Consider the following 18,480-nt stretch of genomic DNA (forward strand, 5'->3'; position numbering starts at 1 on the left):
CGGTGGACCGTCAGGGCCGGGCGGTGGAGTGGCAGACCGGTCCCGTCGTGTGGGGCACGCCCGGCACCAACGGGCAGCACGCCTACTACCAGCTCGTCCACCAGGGCACCAAGCTGATCCCGGCGGACTTCATCGGCTTCGCGCGTCCGGTCGCGGAGCTCAGCGACGAGCTGAAGGCCCAGCACGACCTGCTGATGGCCAACATGTTCGCCCAGGGGCAGGCCCTCGCCTTCGGCAAGACGGCCGACGAGGTGCGTGCCGAGGGCGTCGCCGAGGAGCAGGTGGCGCACCGCACGTTCCAGGGCAACCACCCCACGACCACGATCCTGGCCCGGGAGCTGACCCCGTCGGTGCTCGGCCAGCTCATCGCCCTCTACGAGCACAAGGTGTTCGTGCAGGGCGCCGTGTGGAACATCGACTCCTTCGACCAGTGGGGCGTCGAGCTCGGCAAGGTACTCGCCAAGCGCGTCGAACCCGCCCTGACCGAGGGCGCGCAGGTGCCCGGTCTCGACCCGTCCACGGCCGCGCTCGTGGCCGCCTACCGCGAATTCAGGAAGTGAGCTGACATGCAGATCGGTCTTGTTGGTCTCGGCAAAATGGGCGGCAACATGCGCGAGCGCCTGCGCAACGCCGGTCACGAGGTCGTCGGGTACGACACCAATCCCGAACTCTCCGACGTGACGAACCTGGTGGAACTCGCCGACCGGCTCCAGGCACCGCGCGTGATCTGGGTGATGGTCCCGGCCGGCGCCGTGACCCAGGGCGTCATCGACCAGCTGGCGACCGTGCTCAAGCCCGGCGACACCGTCGTCGACGGCGGCAACTCCCGCTGGACGGACGACGAGAAGCACGCCGCGGAACTCGGCAAGCACGGCATCCGGTTCGTCGACGCGGGCGTCTCGGGCGGCGTGTGGGGCCTGCAGAACGGCTACGCGCTGATGGTCGGCGGCGAGAAGGAGCACGTCGACCGGCTGAAGCCGATCTTCGACGCGCTCAAGCCCGACGGCCCCTACGGCTACGTCCACGCGGGCAAGGTGGGCGCCGGCCACTTCGCGAAGATGGTCCACAACGGCATCGAGTACGCCATGATGCAGGCCTACGCCGAGGGCTGGGAGCTGCTGGAGAAGGTCGACTCGGTCGACAACGTCCGCGAGGTGTTCCGCTCCTGGCAGGAGGGCACCGTCATCCGCTCCTGGCTGCTGGACCTCGCGGTCGACGCCCTCGACGACGACGAGCACCTGGAGAAGCTGCGCGGTTTCGCGCAGGACTCGGGTGAGGGGCGCTGGACGGTGGAGGCGGCGATCGACAACGCCGTGCCGCTGCCCGCGATCACGGCGTCGCTCTTCGCCCGGTTCGCGTCCCGGCAGGACGACTCGCCGCAGATGAAGATGGTCGCGGCACTGCGCAACCAGTTCGGCGGGCACGCCGTCGAGTCCGCGGACAAGTAGCACGCCATGGGGGACCTTCTCCTGGTCCGCCACGGTGAGACGGAGTGGAGCGTCACGGGACAGCACACCAGCTGGACCGACCTGCCCTTGACCGGGCACGGCGAGGAACAGGCCAAGTCCCTCGCTCCACTCCTCACCGACCGGACCTTCGCACTCGCGCTCACCAGTCCGCTGGCACGCGCGTCGAGGACCGCCGCACTGGCGGGCCTCGTCGGGGCGATACCCGACCCCGACCTGCACGAATGGGACTACGGCGGCTACGAGGGGATCACCACCCCGGAGATCCACCGCACCCGTCCCGACTGGAACCTGTGGACGGACGGGGTGCCGCCGGGCACCGAGGGACACCCGGGCGAGTCGCCCCACGAGGTCGGCGCCCGCGCCGACCGGGTCCTCGCCCGGGTCGGGGACGCGCTCGCCGACGGCGACGTGGCACTCGTGGCGCACGGCCACTTCCTGCGCGTCCTCGCGGCCCGTCGGCTCGGGCTGCCGCCCGCCGAAGGCCGGCTGTTCCAGCTGGCCACCGGGACGCTGAGCCGGCTGTCGACCGAGCGCGGCAGACCGGTCGTCGCCGAGTGGAACGCGCGCCCGTAGCAGCCCTGTTGCCCTGCGTGGTTCGGCCGGGTCGGAGTCGCCCGCGAGGGAGATCGACGACCTGACACCGGCCGAACGACGGGTGGGGCGGGCCTTCGGCACCGTGCCGCCGCTGTCGTCTTCGCCTGGATGATCAGCCGCCAGTGACGGCGGGAGGGCTCCCGCGCGTGCGACGGACCCCGGGCATCGGCTTCCGGGTGGCGCACCTGCAGCGATCCCGTTGCCATGCTGAAGCACCGATGTCAGTGCCGTGCTGAAGAATGCGGCGTAGAGAGATCAACAACGGCCGTGCCGGGTAGTCGGTCTCGCTCACCCCTCCGCGAAAGGTCCCGACGATGCCGCTCAGCACCGGCCCTGCGCACGCCTCGCACGACCGCGTTCCGGCCCGGCCGGGCTCCCCTGCCCGACGCGGCGCCCCGGACACCGCGCGCATCATCTCCGACCCGGGAACGCCGGTGTTCGTCACCGTGTACGCCGACGGCCGCCGCCGCTACAGCTACTGGCGGCCGCACGACCCCGCGACCGGCCAGGGCAGCTGCTACGTCGCCCTGCCCACCGGCGAGTGCGACAGCCTCCACGCGGCCGGCCGGATCACCTTCGGCGAGCCGGTCGTCGACCCGTCGAGGACGACCTATCGCGTCCGGGCCACACGCACCGCGGCCAGACCCCTGAGAACGGTGCCGGGACCCGTGCTCGCGGCCTGAGCGGAAGGCCGTCCGCACGCGCCCGCCACCGCCGCCCGAGCGGACCGTGCCGTTCGCGCGCCCGCCGCCACCCGACCGGACCGTGCCCCTCGCGCGCCCGCCGCCTACCCGGTACCGCCACCTGGCCGACACGCGCGGCACGCGGCGTGTGGCGCGGGCGCAGGCTGGTAACCCGCACACCTGTCGGAGCGGCGACGACAGCGGCGGACGGTCGCAGCAGGGAGTGCCGATGGGAGCCGAGGCGGGCGCGCAGGGCGGCGGCGGGGCGGGCGCTCCGAAGGCCGACGAAGCCGACCCGAGGCGCTGGAGCGCCCTGTGGGTCACGCTGGTCGCCGGTTTCATGAGTCTGCTGGACGTCACGATCGTCGCGGTGGCGCTGCCGTCCATGCAGCGCGACCTGCACGCCACTGCTCCCGCCATCCAGTGGGTGGTCTCCGGGTACGCCCTCTCCTTCGCCCTGGTCCTCGTCACGGCGGGCCGGGTCGGTGACACGATCGGCCGGCGCCGTATCTTCCTGATCGCCCTCGCCGGCTTCGTGCTGTGCAGCGCCTGCGCCGGGGCCGCCCCGTCGATCGCGCTGCTCGTCGTGGCCCGCGTCGCGCAGGGCGTGTGCGCGGGCTGTCTGGCACCGCAGAACTCCGCCCTCATCCAGCAGATGTTCCGGGGTGCCGAGCGGGGCCGGGCCTTCGGTCTGTTCGGCGCCACGGTCGGCATCTCCAGCGCCGTCGGCCCGGTCGTCGGCGGGCTGATCCTCACCCTCGCGGACGGTCCCGGCGGCTGGCGCTGGATCTTCTACGTCAACGTGCCGGTCGGCGTGGTCGCGTTCGTCCTCGGCATGCGCCTGCTGCCCAGGACGGCGCCCTCCGGCGGGCAGCGCCTCGACCTGCCCGGCGTCGCGCTGCTCGGGGCGGGCGTGCTGGCGGTGATGCTGCCCCTGGTGCTCGCGGAGTCGGGCGGGGTGCGCACACTGTGGTGGCTGCTCCCCGTGGCCGCGGCGTTCCTCGTGGCCTTCGTCCACTGGGAGCGGCGGGTCGCCGCGCGTCAGGGTCAGCCCCTCCTCGATCCCCGCCTCGCCACGTCGACACGCGGGTATGTGACCGGGGCCGCCATCGCCACGCTGTACTTCGTGGGATTCAGCGGCGTGTGGCTGGTGTTCGCGCTGTTCTTCCAGGACGGGCTGGGCTACTCGCCTCTGGAGTCCGGGCTGGCCGTGACGCCCTTCGCCCTCGGTTCCGCCGTGGCCGCGGCGGTGGCCGGCCGGCTGGTGGAGCGGCTCGGACGGCTCCTGACGGTGTGCGGACTGGCCGCCGTCGTCGTGGGGCTGGGCGGGACGGCGCTGATCCTGCGGTGGGCGCCCGCCGACACGGCCGTGTGGCTCATGGCCCTGGCGCTGCTCCTCGGCGGGATCGGCAGCGGCTGTGTGATCTCACCCAACGTGACCATGACGCTTCGGGACGTGCCGGTGCGGATGGCGGGTGCGGCGGGTGGTGCCCTGCAGACCGGACAGCGCCTGGGCGGCGCCGTGGGTACGGCGGCGCTGCCCGGCCTCTTCTACGTGACGCTCGGCGACGGCGGTGCCGGCCACTACCGGTCCGCCGTCGCGTTCGCCGTCGGCTGCGGCGTCCTGCCGGTACTGGGCGCGCTCGCGCTGGCCGGGCGGGACTGGCTGCGGGACCACCAGTGCCACGGACGGGGCTGTCCCGACGAGATCGCGCACAGTCACGCGCACGCCCGCCAGCCCTGAGGCCCGCCCACCAAGCAGGTGGGGTGTCCGTTCCCGTCAGGCCTGCCGGAAGGTCTCGGTGGCCTGTCGCCGGCGCAGGTCCTCCAGCGTGGCCTGCTGGCGTTCGGCCCGCGCGAGCAACTCGTCCAGCTGTCGCGCGTCGAGCCGGGCATCGGTCTCGGCCACCTGGCGGAGGGTCTGCCACGCGGAAGCCTTGCCCAGCACGCCCAGGCGCAGCGCCTCCAGTTCCACCATCGAGGTCAGCGGTGAGCGCCCCACGAGGCGCCCGTTGCTCTTGAGCCGGCCGGCCTTCTCAGCCGCCCAGGCCAGGGACACCTTGTAGTGCCGCACCGGCACGCCGAGCCTGTCCATGATCGCGAGCAGGCTCGCCCGGTCCTCGCCGATCTCCCGCGCGATGGTGCGCAGGGCCGGTCCCGACGGCGATTCCCGGAGTGCCCCGGCGAGGGAGCGGGCCCGATCGGTGCCCGCGGTGGCGCCGGCCAGGTGGTCGTTGAGATAGATGCCCAGCAGGTCGGCGCCGTCCGTGCCGGCGCTGTGCGTGGGTGCCGTGTCCGTGTGCGTTCGGTGGGTCATGGGGCCCCTCTTCTCGGGCGAGTGGTGCGTCAGCCGTCCGGGCCGCTGCTGCCTCGGCCCGATCCACCGAGTACCCACTGCGCCCGCACCGGGCACACCCGGGCCCGCTCAGCGCCGGGGAGCGCCGTACGCCCGCTCCACCCGGAGCCGGATCACGAGGCGGCGGTCGCGGACCATGGCGGCGCGGTACTCGTCCCAGTCGGGGTGCTCACCGCCGATGTCGCGGTAAAGGCGTACGAGTTCCTCGACGGTGTCGTCGTGCGGGTCCGCGGCGACGGGCGTGAGGTCGGCCGTGCCGTCGGCGACGGTGTAGGCCCAGTGGTCGTCCGTGGTCACGTGGTAGGAGGCGCGGGGGTCACGGCGCAGGTTGCGGGTCTTGGCGCGGTCGTCGGTGACCGAGATCCGGATGATCCGCTCGTCGGGGTAGTAGGCGTGCATGACGTTCGACACCTGGGGCCGGCCGTCCCGCCTGAGGGTGACCAGCACCCCGCGGTGGCCTCCGGAGAGCAGGTTGAGCAGCGCGTCCTCGTTCATGGTTGTCTCAACCGCCGTGGAAACCGGGCCATTCCCGGGAGCGGAGGAGACGAACGAGGCGAACGAGACGACCGCGGCACCTCGCGGTCATCCTGACGACGCTTCGCGTATTCCTGCGCGACGATGAGGTCTGAGGGGGCGCGGGCGGGGTATCTCCGATTCCACCTCGAGGAACGAAAGCGGAGGTACGGTGATGGCGGTGCTGCGACAAGAGGTGGACCCGCGCGACGTGGGGCTGGACGGGAACGCGCTGGACCGCGTCGACCAGCACTTCGCGCACTACGTCGACGTGGGAAGACTGCCCGGCTACCTCGTCTCCGTCGCGCGCGGCGGGCGGATCGCGCATCTCACCACGTACGGCAGCCGCGACGTCGCCGCCGGGTTGCCCGTGGAGTCCGACACGCTGTGGCGGATCTACTCGATGACCAAGCCGTTCACGGCGGTCGCCGCGCTGATGCTGGTGGAGGACGGCCGGCTGTCGCTGGACGACCCGGTCGCCCGCCATCTGCCGGCCTTCGCCGACGCCCGGGTCCACGAGAGCGGTTCCGGCGCCGACACCCGCACCCGCCCGCCCGCCGGGCCGATGCTGATCCGGCACCTGATGACCCACACGGCCGGTCTGACCTTCGCGTTCTACCACTCGCACCCCGTCGACGCCCTCTACCGCGAGGCCGGTCTGGAGTCGTCGGTGCCGCCGGGTGCGGACCTCGCCGAGACGATCGACGTGTACGCGAGCCTGCCGCTGCAGTTCGACCCGGGCACGCAGTGGAACTACTCGGTCGCCAGCAACGTCCTCGGCCGGGTGGTCGAGGTGGTGTCGGGGCAGCCGCTCGACGTGCACCTGGCGGAGCGGATCTTCGGCCCGCTCGGCATGCCGGACGCCGGGTTCGAGGTCGGCGGGCGGCAGGAGGAGCGGCTGGCCGAGATGTACGGGGAGAAGGAGGACGGCACCGGTATCGAACCGATCGCCGGGCTGCCGCTGAGGGGCCGGCCGCGGTTCCTGTCGGGCAGTGGCGGCATGGTGGCCGGCGCCCACGACATGCACCGCTTCATGGAGTTGCTGCGCCGCCGGGGGGAACTCGACGGGGTCCGGCTGCTCAGCAGGGGGACGGTGGACATGATGACCAGCAACCAGCTTCCCGGCGGCGCCGACCTGCGGGCGTTCGGCAGCCGTCCCGCCCACGACGAACCCGGCAACGACGGCGTCGGCTTCGGCTTCGGCGTCTCCGTGGTCGTCGACCCGGAGCGCACCCTGGCGCCCGCCGGCCTCGGCACCTTCGGCTGGACCGGGGTGGCGACCACGGCGTTCTGGGTCGACCCGGGCCGGGACCTGACGGTGCAGTTCATGACGCAGGTGCGGCCGCGGACCTCGCACACCATGTTCCGCGAACTGAAGCAACTGCTCCACGAGGCGGTCAAGGACGGGTGAACGGAGCTGCCGTGCGGGTGAGTTCGTCCACCCCCGGCGGTGGGCCTCCTGGCGGGGGTGGCCCCGGCACGCGCACCGGGGCTGCTCTCCCGTGTCCCCCTCCTGTCCCGTCAGGTCATGTCCCGCTCCGGGTCAGGACCAGTGCGCGACCGCGTCCAGATGCGGCAGGCGGTGGTCCAGGCGCTCCCGCTTGGTGCGCAGATACGTGATGTTGCTCTCGCACGGCGCGATCAGCAACGGCACCTCCTCGGCGACCGTGACGCCGTGCCGCAGCAGCGCCTCGCGTTTGCGCGGGTTGTTCGACATGAGCCGTACGGAGGACACCCCGAGGTCGCGCAGGATCTCCGCGGCGACACCGTAGTCCCGGGCGTCCACCGGCAGTCCGAGCGCCAGGTTGGCCTCGACGGTGTCCAGGCCCTCCGCCTGGAGGGCCATCGCACGCAGCTTGGCGAGCAGGCCGATGCCGCGGCCCTCGTGCCCTCTCAAGTAGACGACCACGCCGCTGCCTTCCGCGGCGACGGCCCGCAGGGCGGAGGCGAGCTGGTCACCGCACTCGCAGTGCTGGGAGCCGAAGGCGTCACCGGTGAGGCACTCCGAGTGCAGCCGGGTGAGGACGTTCTCGGCGCCGATGTCGCCGTACACGAGAGCCACTTGTTCGTCGCCGCGGTCGTGGTCGAGGTAGCCGACCGCCCGGAATTGCCCGTACACCGTGGGAAGCGGCGCATTCACGATGCGTTCCACACCGGTGCGCTGCGCGGACTTCTTGCCTATGACACCGAGGTTTTCTGTCATGATCTGATTCCTAAGCAGAGACGAAAGGCCTGAAGAAATGAGTGGATCGGATATACGGTCGGCGGGATCCGGTGCGGTGCGGCACGGTCTGCTGCCCGGGGACACCACCGAGGACGTACGGACGCGGGGCGCCGATGTCTCACGGCAGGTCGCCGTTCTGCCCGTGGGCAGTTTCGAACAGCACGGTCCGTTCCTTCCGTTGGCGACCGACACGCTCATCGCCTGCGCCGTGGCGCGGGAGATCGCCGACACGTACCCGGTGCACCTCCTTCCTCCGGTGACGATCTCCTGCTCGCACGAGCACGCGGCCTGGCCGGGGACCGTCAGCATCTCCTCCGTGACCCTTCACGCGGTGGTACGGGACATAGCCGATTCGCTGCGCCGGTCCGGAGTCGAGGCGCTGGTCCTCGTCAACGGGCACGGGGGAAACTATGTCCTGGGAAACGTCGTTCAGGAATCCTCCGCGCGCGGTGAGCGAATGGCGTTGTTCCCGGCCGCGGAGGACTGGGAGACGGCACGGGAGCGGGCCGGGGTGCGGACCTCGCTGCTCACCGACATGCATGCGGGGGAAATCGAGACCTCCATCCTTCTGCACACTCATCCGGAATTGGTCGGGCCCGGTCATGAGAAGACGGACTTCGTGGCGGACGACCGGCGCCATCTGCTCAGCCTGGGGATGTCCGCCTACACGGATTCGGGTGTCATCGGCCGTCCTTCGCTGGGGGACGCGGAAAAGGGGAAAGCGCTGCTGGCCTCCCTCGCGGAATCGTTCGGGGCGTATTTCTCGCTGCTGGTGGGCGACCCGGAGTAGCCCCGCCGTCCGCGCGGGCCTCGGTACCAGCGGGCCACGAGGACGAGAACGCCGGGCAGGCTCGCCACGAGGCTCAGTACGCCGTACACCACCGCGACGGCCAGTCCGTTGCCCGCGCCGAGCCCGGCGGCGCCGAACGCCCAGGCGGTGACGCCCTCGCGCGGACCCCAGCCGCCGACGTTGAGCGGCAGGCTCATCGCGAGCAGCGCGAGCACCGCGAGCGGCAGCAGCACGGCGACGGAGGCACGGGTGCCGGTGACCCGGGCGGCGAGCAGGAACATCGCCACGTAGCCCGCGAGGACCACGACGGACGAGCCGATGACGCCGGGCCCGTTGCGGCGGGACAGCAGGGCCTCGTGGGCCTCGTCGATCAGGGTGCGGCGCCGGCGGGCGGCCGGGGTGCGGTTCATCCGCACGGCGAGACCGATCGCGAGGGCACCGGCCGCGGCGCACAGCAGCAGCAGCGTGATGTGCCGGGTCTCGTCGAGCACCGGGGACGGCACGGTCACCAGGACCGCCACCCCGGCAACCGCCAGCACCACCTGGCCGGCGGTCCGTTCCAGGACCACCGAGCGGACGCCGCGTCCGAGGTCGCCGGCGCTCTGCCCGTGCCGTACCGCCCGGTGCACGTCGCCGAGGACACCGCCCGGGAGGGCCGCGTTGAGGAACAGGGCGCGGTAGTAGTCGGCCAGCGCCGGTCCGAGCGGAAGCCGGATGTGCAGGCTGCGCGCCACCAGTTGCCAGCGCCAGGCGCTGAACGCGGTGGTGAGCAGGCCGATCCCGAGGGCCGCCAGCAGCGTCGGCGCGTCGATCCGGCGCAGCCCGTCCAGGAGGACGCCGGTGCCCATGCGCCACATCAGGACGGCGAGGATGGCGACACCGGCGAGGGTGCCGAGGTGGGTGCGCAGGGCGCGGGCGGTGAACCGGGGACGGACGGTGAGCCGGGCACGGGGGTGCGGGGGGACCCCGGGTGCACTCGCCGACGCGGGAGCCGGGGAATCACTCACCGTCGGCGCGGGAGCCGGGGAATCACTCACCGTCGGCGCGGGAGCCGGGGAAACACCCACCGCCGACGCGGGAGCCGGGGAAACACTCACCACCGACGCGGGAGCCGGCGAAACACCCACCGCGGACGCGGGAGCCGGCGAAAGACTCACCGTCGGCGCGCTCATGATGTCCCGCCCGCCGGACGCGTCAGCGCCAGGATGTCGCTGTGGTGGACGGTGACGTGCAACTCGCCCGCCGCGCACGCCGCGAGGCGCTCGGCGAGGTATTTCTGCGCGGGCTCGGCCAGTTCGGGGCTCTCCTCGACGGCGGCGCCGACCCAGCCTCGCAGCCACTGGGCGGTGAGTTCGGCCTCGTCGGGGCCGAGCCGCCAGGGGCTCGGCTGCACGTGCACGGTCGCGCCGCGCTCGGTGAAGGCCTCGCACGCCGCCGTGGCCGCGTCCGGGCCGAGCAGCCCGCCCCGGCGCTGGTGCGCGTTGAACGCCTCGGTGATCCGCGCGTCGAGCGGGTCCCCCGGGGTGAGTTCGACGCGCCCGGCCACGGAGAGGGTGAGCAGCGCCGGGCAGCCGGCCCCGGTGCACGCGGCGGCGAGGGTGTCGATCTCCTCGCGGGTGAGGACGTCGAGCAGCGCGGAGGCGGTGACCAGCGAGGCGCCGGTCAGCGCGTCCGGGGTGAGCCGGGCCACGTCGCCGCGCCGGGTCTCGACCGAGACGCGGCTCCCGTCGGCGGCGGAGCGGGGGGAGGCGACGGCGGCGAAGTGCAGGAGGTAGGGGTCGCGGTCGTGCAGGATCCAGTGCTGGGCACCGTCGAGCCGGGGCGCGAGCCAGCGTCCCATCGAGCCGGTGCCGCAGCCCAGGTCGTGCACGGCGATCCCGCCTGGCCCCGCCGGCTGGTCGGTCAGCCGGACGCGCAGCGGATCGAGCAGGTCCCGCGCCCGTGCGGCCGCGTCGGCGCCCTCCCTCAACTCCAGCCACTCGGGCGCGTACCGCGGCTGTTCCTCCCCGGGGCCGGTCTCCCGCAGCCGCAGTGTGGGGCGCTCCCCGGGGCGGGGCGCGGCGGGGCCGGCACCGGGGATGACGGCTGCCGGACCGGTCCCGGGCTCGGCGGCGGAAGCAGCGGCGGAGGCGGCGGTGGACGCGACGGAGGCGGCGTCCTCCCCGGTCCCCCTGCCGGGTCGCGCGGGGACGGCCCCGGTGCTCCCCGTGTCCTGCGCAGCTGTCGTCGTTCCGTTCATGCCGCCCTCCGGGGTTCGCTGGGGATCCGGCTCAACACGCCGGCCAGGTGCTTCGCAGTCGTCGCCCAGCCGTCGAGCGCGGCACGGCGGCCCCGGGCGGCGGACTTCAGACGACGCCGAACATCGGCCTCGCCGAACCATTGGCGCAGTTCGGCGGCGAGCGCGGCCGGGTCCTCCGGCGGGACGAGGATGCCGGGGACCCCGCCGTCGGGGGCGCGGCCGAGCGCCTCGGGGATGCCTCCGACGTCCGTGGCCAGCACCGGGATGCCGCGCGCGAGCGCCTCGGTGACCGCCATGCCGTAGGTCTCGGCGTAGGAGGCGAGGACCATCAGGTCGGCGGCGGCGTAGCTGGCGTCGAGGGCGGCGCCGGAGCGGGGGCCCGCGAGCTGGACGCGGTCCTGGAGGCCGTGCCGTGCGATCAGGTCCCGCAGATGCGCCACGTATTCCGGGTCCGTGCCCAGACCGCCGACGCACACGCAGCTCCACGGCAGGTCGGTGACCCCGGCGAGGGCCTCGACCAGCCGGTGCTGCCCCTTGCGCGGGGTGACGGCGGCGACGCACAGCAGGCGGGAGACGCCGTCGGTGCCGGAGGCGAGGGGCGCGATGTCCGCGCCGGGGGCGGCGACATGGACCCGGTCGGGGGCCAGGCCGTGGTGGGCGACGAGCCGGCGGACCGCCCAGTCGCTGGTCGCGATCACGGCACCCACGGCCCGCAGCACCGTGCGTTCCCTGGCGTCGAGTTCGGCGGCCACCGCGGGCTCGAGTCCCGTCTCGTCACCGAGCGGCAGATGCACCAGCACGGCGAGCCGCAGCCGTTCGGCCTCGGGGACGACGATCTCCGGTACGCCGCAGGCGACCAGCCCGTCGAGGAGCACCACCGCGCCGTCGGGCAGGTCCCGGAGCGTGCGGGCGAGTTCGGTGCGGGCGGCGGCGCCCGGCCGCGGCCAGGAACCGTCCACCGGCTGCTTGCGGGCGCGCCAGCCGAAGCCGGGCAGGTCCAGGCAGACCCTCCGGTCGTAGGCGTTGCCGCCGCTGGGCGCGGCCGGGTCGTCGACACCGCCCGGCATGACGAAGTGCACGGTCCGCAGGGACATGGGGACGATCTCGCCGTTCCTGGGGGCCGCCGGGGCGGGCACGAAGGAGAGCTTCTCCACGGTCGTGTCGGTCACAGGGCACGCTCGTAGGCGGCCCAGGCGACATGCGACTCGTGCAGGGTGACCGAGATGCCGGTGAGCCCTCTGGCCCCCTCCCCCAGCGCGCCCTTGTGCACGCGCTCGGCGAGCCGGTCGGCGACGACCTTCGCCAGGAACTCGGTCGAGGTGTTGATCCCGGCGAAGTCGGGCTCGCTGTCGAGGTTGCGGTAGTTCAGCTCGCTGACCACGGCCCCGAGTTCACGGGTGGCCAGTCCGATGTCGACGACGATGTTGTCGTCGTCCAGCTGCTCGCGCCGGAAGGTGGCGTCCACCAGGAACGTCGCTCCGTGCAGGCGCTGCGCGGGGCCGAAGACCTCTCCGCGGAAGCTGTGGGCGATCATGATGTGATCGCGGACGGTGACACTGAACAACGGACGACCCTCCAGGTGCGGGGCATGGATGCCGAGTAGTACGGCCCGTGTCGTCCCCGTGTTCAGCGGCCCGTACCTCTTTTCTGAGGTCAGGCGCTTTCGGGATACCGCACCCGGTGGCAGAGGGCCGGGATCTCCCCGGAGGCGAGCCGGGGCAGCACGTCCGGGAGTTCCTCGAAGGCGCACTCCCCGGTGACGAGGGCGTCGAGCGCCGGGTCGGCGAGAAGGTCGAGGGCGAGGCCGAGCCGGTCGGCGTACGTCCGGCCGGGGCGGGCCGGGGAGACGGTGCCCACCTGGCTGCTGCGGATCGTCAGGCGCCGGGAGTGGAACGCCTCCCCGAGCGGGAGGGCGACGCGGCGGTCCCCGTACCAGCTGAGCTCGATCACGGTGCCCTCGGGGGCGAGCAGTTCCAGGGACCGGGCCAGGCCCTGCTCGGTGGCGCTGGCGTGCACGACGAGGTCGCACTCGCCGAGCGCGGCGGCGGGTTCGGCGAAACCGACGCCGAGCGCCGCGGCGACCTCGGCCCGTGCGGGGTCGGCGTCCACCAACTGCACCCGGACACCGGGGAAGCGGGCGAGCAGCGCGGCGACCGAGCAGCCGACCATGCCGCCACCGACCACGGCGATCCGGTCGCCGACGAGGGGCGCCGCGTCCCACAGCGCGTTGACGGCGGTCTCCACGGTGCCGGCGAGCACGGCACGGTGGGCGGGCACGTGCGCGGGTACGGGCGTCACGGCGGCGGCGGGGACGACGTAGCGTGTCTGGTGCGGGTAGAGGCAGAAGACGGTGCGGCCGGCCAGGTCGGCCGGGCCCTCCTCCACCACTCCGACGTTGAGGTAGCCGTACTTGACCGGCGCGGGGAAGTCGCCCTCCTGGAACGGTGCGCGCATGGCCGTGTGCTGGCTCCGCGGGACGCCGCCCCGGAAGACCAGCGTCTCCGTGCCACGGCTGACGCCGGACCAGAGCGAGCGGACCAGCACCTCGCCCTCGGCGGGCTCCGGAAGCCCGACGTCCCGGATCTCCCCCCGCCCGGGGGAACCGAGCCAGAACGCACGTGCCGCGCGGATCATCGGCGTTCCTCCTGAACGATCGGCAGGTGGTGCACGTACGGAGGTGTGCACAGGCCGCGCACAGTACGCGGCGGTGATCGACTCTGTCACCTGGCCGGAGGATGTGCGGTGGCCCTGAACAACACTTTTGACGCGAGGCTGGTCCAGCAGGAGACCGCGGTGGGCGCGGGTGTGCAGATCGTGCTGCTCGCCGTGCTCGGATCGGCGATCGGTCTGGGACCGGCGGGCTGGCTGACCGGTCTCACCTTCGCGATCGCCAGTTGGGCGGTGCTCTCGCGGGCCCTGCACCGGTCGGGACTGCGGTCGTTCGGCCCGGCCAACCGGGTCACGCTCGGCCGGGCCACCCTGGTCGGCGGTGTGACCGCGCTGGTCGCCGACTCCTTCGAGAGCGCGCCGCCGGTCACGCTGCTGGTCGCTCTGACGGCGGTGGCGCTGATCCTCGACGGGGTGGACGGCAAGGTCGCGCGGCGTACGGGCACCTCGTCGGCGCTGGGGGCGCGCTTCGACATGGAGGTCGACGCGTTCCTGATCCTGGTGCTGAGCGTGTACGTGTCGATGTCGCTGGGACCGTGGGTGCTGCTCATCGGTGGCATGCGCTACGCCTTCGTCGCCGCCGCCCGCTTCCGGCCGTGGCTGAACGCGGCGCTCCCCCCGAGCACGGCACGCAAGACGGTGGCCGCGGTGCAGGGGGTGTTCCTCCTGGTGGCGGGCGCCGATGTGCTCCCGTGGGCGGGCAACGCGGCGGTCGTCGGGCTGGCGTTGGGCCTGCTGGTGTGGTCGTTCGGGCGGGACGTGCTGTGGCTGTGGCGGACGTCGCGGGAGGCACGACCGAACCGGGCGACGCCCGAGGGGCCCTCCGCGGTCGCTCCCGAGAGGGCGGCTCCGCACGGGGCTCCCGGGCCGGTGTGCGAGGCGGAGCGGATCGCGCGCGCCGAGAGGACCACACAGAACGCACAGACCGCACAGGCGACACAGACCGCGCAGAACGGGCAGGCGGACAGGGCCGGGCGGACGGGTCGAGTGCTGGAGCCGCTCGCGGGGTGACGCCCGGTCAGCGGCGGACCCGCCGACCGGTGAGGGCACCACGGAGACCGAGCCCGCCAGGGACGCACAAGGCCGGACCCGGACCGGACGAGGCCGGGCTGGACGGGTCCGACAGAGCCCGAACTGGGCCCGGGCCGAGCATGGATCGGCGGCGCCCGCGAACCCCGACGCATACCCCCACCTCTGGAAGTCGCTCCGCGCCGACCACAGCTAGCATGTTCGAGGCGAGAGGTACGCTGTCTTCCCGCTGCCTGCCTCACGCCCGACCTCGTCACGTCATCGCCGGCCGCCGCAACGGCCTTCGTCTGAGCACGACCGCAAGTGGGCATGACAGAGCGCGACAAGCCGGACCTGACCGCCCCACAGTTCCGACCGAGGCTCGCCCGTGCCCGCGACAGCGCGCATCGTCCCCGATGAGGAGTCCCCCGCCATGGCCGACAGCAACCCCGGCAGACCGGTAGCGCCGCCCCCGCCGCCGTTCCCTCCCACGCCTCCGGCCGCCTACTGGCCGACCCCGCCCTCACCTCCCCAGCGGCGCGGCACGGGCCGGCTCATAGTCGTCGCCCTCGTCTCCGCCGTCGTCGCCGCGCTGCTCGCCGGCGGCGGCGCCACCTGGTGGGTGCTGAAGTCCGAGGACACCGGGAAGGCCACGGACCACGTCGAGGTCCTGGGCGGCAAGTCCCTCGTGAAGGAGGACCCCTCCGACCTCGGTGGCTGCGACGACACCGACGAGTTCTCGTACAACGACTGCGACCCGGCCACCGAGACCTACGAGTTCAAGTACAAGATCACAAACAAGGGGGACGACCTCGCCAACTACTCGGTCGTCGTCAACGCCTTCGACGAGGACGGGGACTTCGTGGCGCAGACCTTCTTCGGGGCCGTCCACCTGGCGCCCGGCAAGAAGAAGTCGGGCAGCGTCGAGTTCACCGAGTACAGCACGATCGAGGACGGCAAGGAACTGAGCGAGATCGCGGGCGTGAAGATCGCCCACGTCGAGCGCACCGCCTTGGCCAACTGAGGCAAGCGACCACCGCTGCGGCGGGGTCCCGGACAGGGGCCCCGCTCCACCCGATCGAGTCCCGCAACCGACGGCGGGACGCCGGGCGTTGGCACGCCCGCATCCGAATTCGGCGAAGTCCGTGCTGCTCGCCCCTGTTGACCTAGGGTGACGTCATGATCGCGGATGCCCTCCCCCGCCTCACTCCGACCGGCACCTGCTGGTGCGGCTGCGCGAAGAAGACCGGAGCCGGATCGTTCTTCGCCCCCGGCCACGACAAGGTGGCGGAGGCGGCGCTGCTCGCCGTCGAGTTCGGTTCCTCGGTGGCCCAGTTGCCGCACGCGCACGGATGCGGCCCCGGGCAGACGCACACCACGCCCGTCGAACTCGCTTGAGGAGCGGCACCATGACGCAACCCTTCTCCAGTCAGCGTGCCGCCCTCGAGAAGGCCGTCGTCACGTACGGCGGCTGCTGGGACACCGAGCGCGGCCTGCGCGCGATGCGCGACGCGGGGTACGAGCCGCAGGAGAAGCACACCCGCGCGATCCTGCGTGACCTCGCGGCCGCCGGCCTGCTCGTGAAGGAGGTGGACCACCCGGTCCGCTACCGCGCGACACGCTCGGACTGACAGCGGCCCCCACCGGCTAGCCTTGAAGCGGTGCATCGTCCCGGCAGTTGCTCGCCGCCCTCGACGCGGAAGCCACGGCCCTGTGTACACGGCGGGCTGGAACAAAGCCCTGGCCGAACTCCACTCATCGCTCTTACGATCCCGGCATGACGAACACGGCGTGGCGCGTCGCTCTCGGCGTGGTAGCTTCCAGCGCGTTCTTCTGGGCAGTCGCCGGTGCCGTTGACATGGGACTGGAGCGAACCCTAAAGGGCTACGCCCTCCCTGACGGCGGAGGGTGGTACACATTTGCCCTGTTTGCCGGATTCATGGTCGCCCACTTCAGCGTGGGCTCCCTCACCGATACGACCGCCGGTCCGTACGCGGCGCTGGTCCCGGCGGCGGGTGCCTGCTTCGGCTTCGTCTCGTGCCTGGTCATGGGCCAACAGTTGGTCGCGGCCAGTCCGCCGTCGAAGACCGATCTGCGCTCGCGGGGCGGTTCGGCGGTGAGCCGGACGCGTATCGCGTCGAGCAGTTCAGGATCGTAGGGCAGGGGGGTCCGGTCCTCGCCGGGCACGTGGGCATCGCTCGGCGTCCGGGTCTCACCGGTCGCGAGGCGGTACGCGGCCTTCAGCGCGTGGGGCCGCTCGGGCAGGTGGCGGGCGAGCAACCCGGTCGCCTCCGGAGCTCCCAGGCACAGCAGCGCGGCGAGGGCCTCGTCGGCCGATTCGCCGTCGCCCCGCACGATGGCGAGCAGGGCCGGGACCGCCTCCGGGGCCGGCTGCCACCAGGTTCGCAGCAGCGGGATCACCTTGGCCGCGGTGGCCGGATCGCCGAGCAGGGGGAGCAACGCGGGCAGCAGCCGCGCCGGGGCGGTCCGTGAGCGGAGGGCAAGGCGCTCGGCGGCCCACCGCGCCTCGGTGACGGCGGCCTGCCCCTGCTCGCTGCCCTGGAGCCGCAGCGCTACGGCCCGCCCGAGCGCGGAGTCGACCACCTCGATGGCGGTGTCGACATCGCCGCGTGCGTGCAGCGCTTCGGCGAGCGCCTGCAGCGGCTCCCGCTCCCACAGGGCGCCGAAACCGTGCCGCTCCAACGGGACCAATGTCGTGACGCTCGCGGTCGTGTCCTTGTTCCACGGCAGGCCGCAGTCGGCGGTGACCAGGAGCGCGGCGACCCGCACCGGCGCCGGTTCGTCCCCGGCGAGTACTGCGGAGCACAGTTCCTCGGCCGCACCGCAATCCAGGAGCGCACAGGCCGTCAGCACGTCCGCGCGCACCGCCGGATCGGTCTCCGCCGTCCAGCGGGCGCGCAGCCCCGCACGCGCCTCGGGGCCCGCGGCCGACCGGCACTGGGCCACCGTCCACGCCGTGGTCCGCCGCACCTCGCGATCGTCGTCCGCGAGCAGCGGCAGGAGCAGCCCCAGCTGTGCCGCGACAGCGTCGCGGGCCGCGCCGGGCACCGGCAGATCATGCTCGTCGACGCTCCCGGCTATCACACCGAGCATGCCCAACAAGGCGGTTCGCCGCACCCCTTCGGCAACGAGACGTGCCAGGAACGGCACTGTGGGTGCCGTAGCCGCGTAGACCGTGCCCTGGTGCACGATGCTGCTCCACAGCTCCTGCTCCGCCTCCGCAGCGGTCTCCTCCACCGGGGACGCGAGATCCCGCAGCAGCGCGGGGACGTCCTCCGCGGAGCCGTAGGCATGGCGAAGGCGTGACCAGTCCATCTGGTCGATGCCGGCGAACACGAGAGCGAGATCCATGCCGCGGATCATGTCACCCGCGACCGACAACGCCCGGCCGGGGCGTTGAGTCGGGGTCGTCAGCGGCGGCGTCGAGGAGCGGGGGCAGGAAGCCGCTCGTCGGCGGCACCGGTTCCGCCGGCTTGGGGTTGGGCCATCGGCGGTACCGCTCGGGAATCAGGCGCCCTACGGCCTCGGTCATCCGGCTCGATCTTGAGTTGACGCACCCGTGTCCGGCCGTCCGCCGCCGGGTGCTGCCGGGAGCGGTGGAGGAGGGGCAGCGCGATCAGGGGGAAGAGGAGCACGGAGAGCAGCCCGGCGGCGATCAGTGCGGACGCGTTCTCGGGCCGTATGGCATCCAGTTTCAGGCCGATGGTCGCTGCGGCCACAATGACCGGCAGTGAGGTGGCCTGGAGGAGAGCGCTGGCTGTGACCTCCGGCCAGGAGAGTCCGGCCGCGCGGTACAGCAGTGCCGGAAGGCCGCGGACCAACAGCAGCGCGGCCAGGAACATCGGCACCCGGAGGATGGTCCCGGCGTCCTCGAACAGGGCGCCGAGGTTGAACTGGATACCGCTCGTCACGAAGA

19 protein-coding genes and 2 pseudogenes are annotated in these 18,480 nt (G+C 72.8%); 11 read left to right on the forward strand and 10 right to left on the reverse strand.

The window, feature by feature from the left end; genetic code table 11:
• The 5 genes and pseudogenes from ACWCPM_RS33325 to ACWCPM_RS33345 all read left to right on the forward strand — a co-directional run.
• Nucleotides 1-560, forward strand: a pseudogene (locus tag ACWCPM_RS33325) (glucose-6-phosphate isomerase); the annotation flags it as partial.
• Nucleotides 561-566: 6 nt separating this feature from the next.
• Nucleotides 567-1,448, forward strand: a complete 882-nt coding sequence (gene gnd, locus ACWCPM_RS33330) for a phosphogluconate dehydrogenase (NAD(+)-dependent, decarboxylating) (RefSeq protein WP_450980007.1) — start codon at nt 567-569, stop codon at nt 1,446-1,448.
• Nucleotides 1,449-1,454: 6 nt separating this feature from the next.
• Nucleotides 1,455-2,042 carry a histidine phosphatase family protein gene (locus ACWCPM_RS33335; protein ID WP_450980008.1) on the forward strand — a complete coding sequence of 196 codons (588 nt, stop codon included), beginning with the start codon at nt 1,455-1,457 and terminating at the stop codon, nt 2,040-2,042.
• Nucleotides 2,043-2,377: 335 nt separating this feature from the next.
• On the forward strand, nt 2,378-2,746 hold the full coding sequence (locus ACWCPM_RS33340) for a hypothetical protein (protein WP_450980009.1): 369 nt from the start codon (nt 2,378-2,380) through the stop codon (nt 2,744-2,746).
• A 229-nt stretch (nt 2,747-2,975) separates the two neighbouring features.
• A complete protein-coding gene (locus ACWCPM_RS33345) occupies nt 2,976-4,490 on the forward strand; it encodes an MFS transporter (RefSeq protein ID WP_450980010.1) in 1,515 nt (504 codons plus the stop codon).
• A gap of 36 nt (nt 4,491-4,526) precedes the next feature.
• Here the strand turns inward: ACWCPM_RS33345 and ACWCPM_RS33350 are convergent, their stop codons facing one another.
• Entirely contained in the window at nt 4,527-5,063 is a 537-nt protein-coding gene (locus tag ACWCPM_RS33350) for a hypothetical protein (RefSeq protein WP_450980011.1), read from the reverse strand.
• Nucleotides 5,064-5,171: 108 nt separating this feature from the next.
• Complete coding sequence (locus tag ACWCPM_RS33355) at nt 5,172-5,597, reverse strand: PPOX class F420-dependent oxidoreductase (protein ID WP_450980012.1); 426 nt, start codon at nt 5,595-5,597, stop codon at nt 5,172-5,174.
• 193 nt (nt 5,598-5,790) lie between these two features.
• On the opposite strand from ACWCPM_RS33355, the gene ACWCPM_RS33360 reads away from it, so the two are divergent.
• On the forward strand, nt 5,791-7,026 hold the full coding sequence (locus ACWCPM_RS33360) for a serine hydrolase domain-containing protein (protein ID WP_450980013.1): 1,236 nt from the start codon (nt 5,791-5,793) through the stop codon (nt 7,024-7,026).
• Between the two features lie 132 nt (nt 7,027-7,158).
• Here ACWCPM_RS33360 and ribA read toward each other — a convergent pair whose 3' ends face one another.
• On the reverse strand, nt 7,159-7,818 hold the full coding sequence (gene ribA, locus ACWCPM_RS33365) for a GTP cyclohydrolase II (RefSeq protein ID WP_450980014.1): 660 nt from the start codon (nt 7,816-7,818) through the stop codon (nt 7,159-7,161).
• Between the two features lie 37 nt (nt 7,819-7,855).
• On the opposite strand from ribA, the gene ACWCPM_RS33370 reads away from it, so the two are divergent.
• Nucleotides 7,856-8,629, forward strand: coding sequence for a creatininase family protein (locus tag ACWCPM_RS33370; protein WP_450980015.1), 774 nt, complete (start codon nt 7,856-7,858; stop codon nt 8,627-8,629).
• Nucleotides 8,630-8,691: 62 nt separating this feature from the next.
• Here the strand turns inward: ACWCPM_RS33370 and ACWCPM_RS33375 are convergent.
• The 5 genes and pseudogenes from ACWCPM_RS33375 to ACWCPM_RS33395 form a co-directional block, all read right to left on the reverse strand.
• A pseudogene (locus ACWCPM_RS33375) lies at nt 8,692-9,801 on the reverse strand (lysylphosphatidylglycerol synthase domain-containing protein); the annotation flags it as partial.
• Nucleotides 9,798-10,868 (reverse strand): class I SAM-dependent methyltransferase, encoded by a 1,071-nt coding sequence (locus tag ACWCPM_RS33380; protein WP_450980016.1) that lies wholly within the window; start codon nt 10,866-10,868, stop codon nt 9,798-9,800. The pseudogene ACWCPM_RS33375 and the gene ACWCPM_RS33380, both read right to left, overlap by 4 nt.
• Nucleotides 10,865-12,037: a glycosyltransferase family 4 protein gene (locus tag ACWCPM_RS33385; RefSeq protein WP_450980017.1), complete on the reverse strand. Its 1,173-nt coding sequence runs from the start codon at nt 12,035-12,037 to the stop codon at nt 10,865-10,867. The genes ACWCPM_RS33380 and ACWCPM_RS33385 overlap by 4 nt, the downstream gene beginning before the upstream one ends.
• A complete protein-coding gene (locus ACWCPM_RS33390) occupies nt 12,034-12,432 on the reverse strand; it encodes a 6-pyruvoyl trahydropterin synthase family protein (RefSeq protein ID WP_450980018.1) in 399 nt (132 codons plus the stop codon). Before ACWCPM_RS33390 ends, ACWCPM_RS33385 begins: the two co-directional genes overlap by 4 nt.
• An 89-nt stretch (nt 12,433-12,521) precedes the next feature.
• Nucleotides 12,522-13,502, reverse strand: coding sequence for a zinc-dependent alcohol dehydrogenase (locus tag ACWCPM_RS33395; protein WP_450980019.1), 981 nt, complete (start codon nt 13,500-13,502; stop codon nt 12,522-12,524).
• A 108-nt stretch (nt 13,503-13,610) separates the two neighbouring features.
• Between ACWCPM_RS33395 and ACWCPM_RS33400 the strand changes: the two genes are divergently transcribed.
• The 4 genes from ACWCPM_RS33400 to ACWCPM_RS33415 all read left to right on the forward strand — a co-directional run bounded on the left by ACWCPM_RS33400 (nt 13,611) and on the right by ACWCPM_RS33415 (nt 16,174).
• Nucleotides 13,611-14,546 (forward strand): CDP-alcohol phosphatidyltransferase family protein, encoded by a 936-nt coding sequence (locus tag ACWCPM_RS33400; RefSeq protein ID WP_450980020.1) that lies wholly within the window; start codon nt 13,611-13,613, stop codon nt 14,544-14,546.
• A 430-nt stretch (nt 14,547-14,976) separates the two neighbouring features.
• On the forward strand, nt 14,977-15,567 hold the full coding sequence (locus ACWCPM_RS33405; protein WP_450980021.1) for a hypothetical protein: 591 nt from the start codon (nt 14,977-14,979) through the stop codon (nt 15,565-15,567).
• Between the two features lie 155 nt (nt 15,568-15,722).
• The gene (locus ACWCPM_RS33410; RefSeq protein WP_450980022.1) at nt 15,723-15,941 is read left to right on the forward strand and encodes a hypothetical protein; all 219 of its coding nucleotides are present in this window, start codon (nt 15,723-15,725) and stop codon (nt 15,939-15,941) included.
• 11 nt (nt 15,942-15,952) lie between these two features.
• Entirely contained in the window at nt 15,953-16,174 is a 222-nt protein-coding gene (locus ACWCPM_RS33415; RefSeq protein WP_450980023.1) for a hypothetical protein, read from the forward strand.
• A 253-nt stretch (nt 16,175-16,427) separates the two neighbouring features.
• Here the strand turns inward: ACWCPM_RS33415 and ACWCPM_RS33420 are convergent, their stop codons facing one another.
• Nucleotides 16,428-17,915 (reverse strand): hypothetical protein, encoded by a 1,488-nt coding sequence (locus ACWCPM_RS33420; RefSeq protein ID WP_450980024.1) that lies wholly within the window; start codon nt 17,913-17,915, stop codon nt 16,428-16,430.
• Nucleotides 17,916-17,974: 59 nt separating this feature from the next.
• On the reverse strand, nt 17,975-18,480 hold a 506-nt coding region (locus ACWCPM_RS33425; RefSeq protein ID WP_450980025.1), incomplete at its 5' end, for a cation:proton antiporter domain-containing protein.

The sequence above is a fragment of the Streptomyces sp. NPDC002309 genome (assembly GCF_053593375.1).

Coding starts and splice junctions, on each gene's coding strand:
- gnd (WP_450980007.1), top strand. CDS start 567: ATGCAGATCGGTCTTGTTGGTCTCGGCAAAATGGGCGGCAACATGCGC.
- ACWCPM_RS33335 (WP_450980008.1), top strand. CDS start 1,455: ATGGGGGACCTTCTCCTGGTCCGCCACGGTGAGACGGAGTGGAGCGTC.
- ACWCPM_RS33340 (WP_450980009.1), top strand. CDS start 2,378: ATGCCGCTCAGCACCGGCCCTGCGCACGCCTCGCACGACCGCGTTCCG.
- ACWCPM_RS33345 (WP_450980010.1), top strand. CDS start 2,976: ATGGGAGCCGAGGCGGGCGCGCAGGGCGGCGGCGGGGCGGGCGCTCCG.
- ACWCPM_RS33350 (WP_450980011.1), bottom strand. CDS start 5,063: ATGACCCACCGAACGCACACGGACACGGCACCCACGCACAGCGCCGGC.
- ACWCPM_RS33355 (WP_450980012.1), bottom strand. CDS start 5,597: ATGAACGAGGACGCGCTGCTCAACCTGCTCTCCGGAGGCCACCGCGGG.
- ACWCPM_RS33360 (WP_450980013.1), top strand. CDS start 5,791: ATGGCGGTGCTGCGACAAGAGGTGGACCCGCGCGACGTGGGGCTGGAC.
- ribA (WP_450980014.1), bottom strand. CDS start 7,818: ATGACAGAAAACCTCGGTGTCATAGGCAAGAAGTCCGCGCAGCGCACC.
- ACWCPM_RS33370 (WP_450980015.1), top strand. CDS start 7,856: ATGAGTGGATCGGATATACGGTCGGCGGGATCCGGTGCGGTGCGGCAC.
- ACWCPM_RS33380 (WP_450980016.1), bottom strand. CDS start 10,868: ATGAACGGAACGACGACAGCTGCGCAGGACACGGGGAGCACCGGGGCC.
- ACWCPM_RS33395 (WP_450980019.1), bottom strand. CDS start 13,502: ATGATCCGCGCGGCACGTGCGTTCTGGCTCGGTTCCCCCGGGCGGGGG.
- ACWCPM_RS33405 (WP_450980021.1), top strand. CDS start 14,977: ATGGCCGACAGCAACCCCGGCAGACCGGTAGCGCCGCCCCCGCCGCCG.
- ACWCPM_RS33410 (WP_450980022.1), top strand. CDS start 15,723: ATGATCGCGGATGCCCTCCCCCGCCTCACTCCGACCGGCACCTGCTGG.
- ACWCPM_RS33415 (WP_450980023.1), top strand. CDS start 15,953: ATGACGCAACCCTTCTCCAGTCAGCGTGCCGCCCTCGAGAAGGCCGTC.
- ACWCPM_RS33420 (WP_450980024.1), bottom strand. CDS start 17,915: ATGGATCTCGCTCTCGTGTTCGCCGGCATCGACCAGATGGACTGGTCA.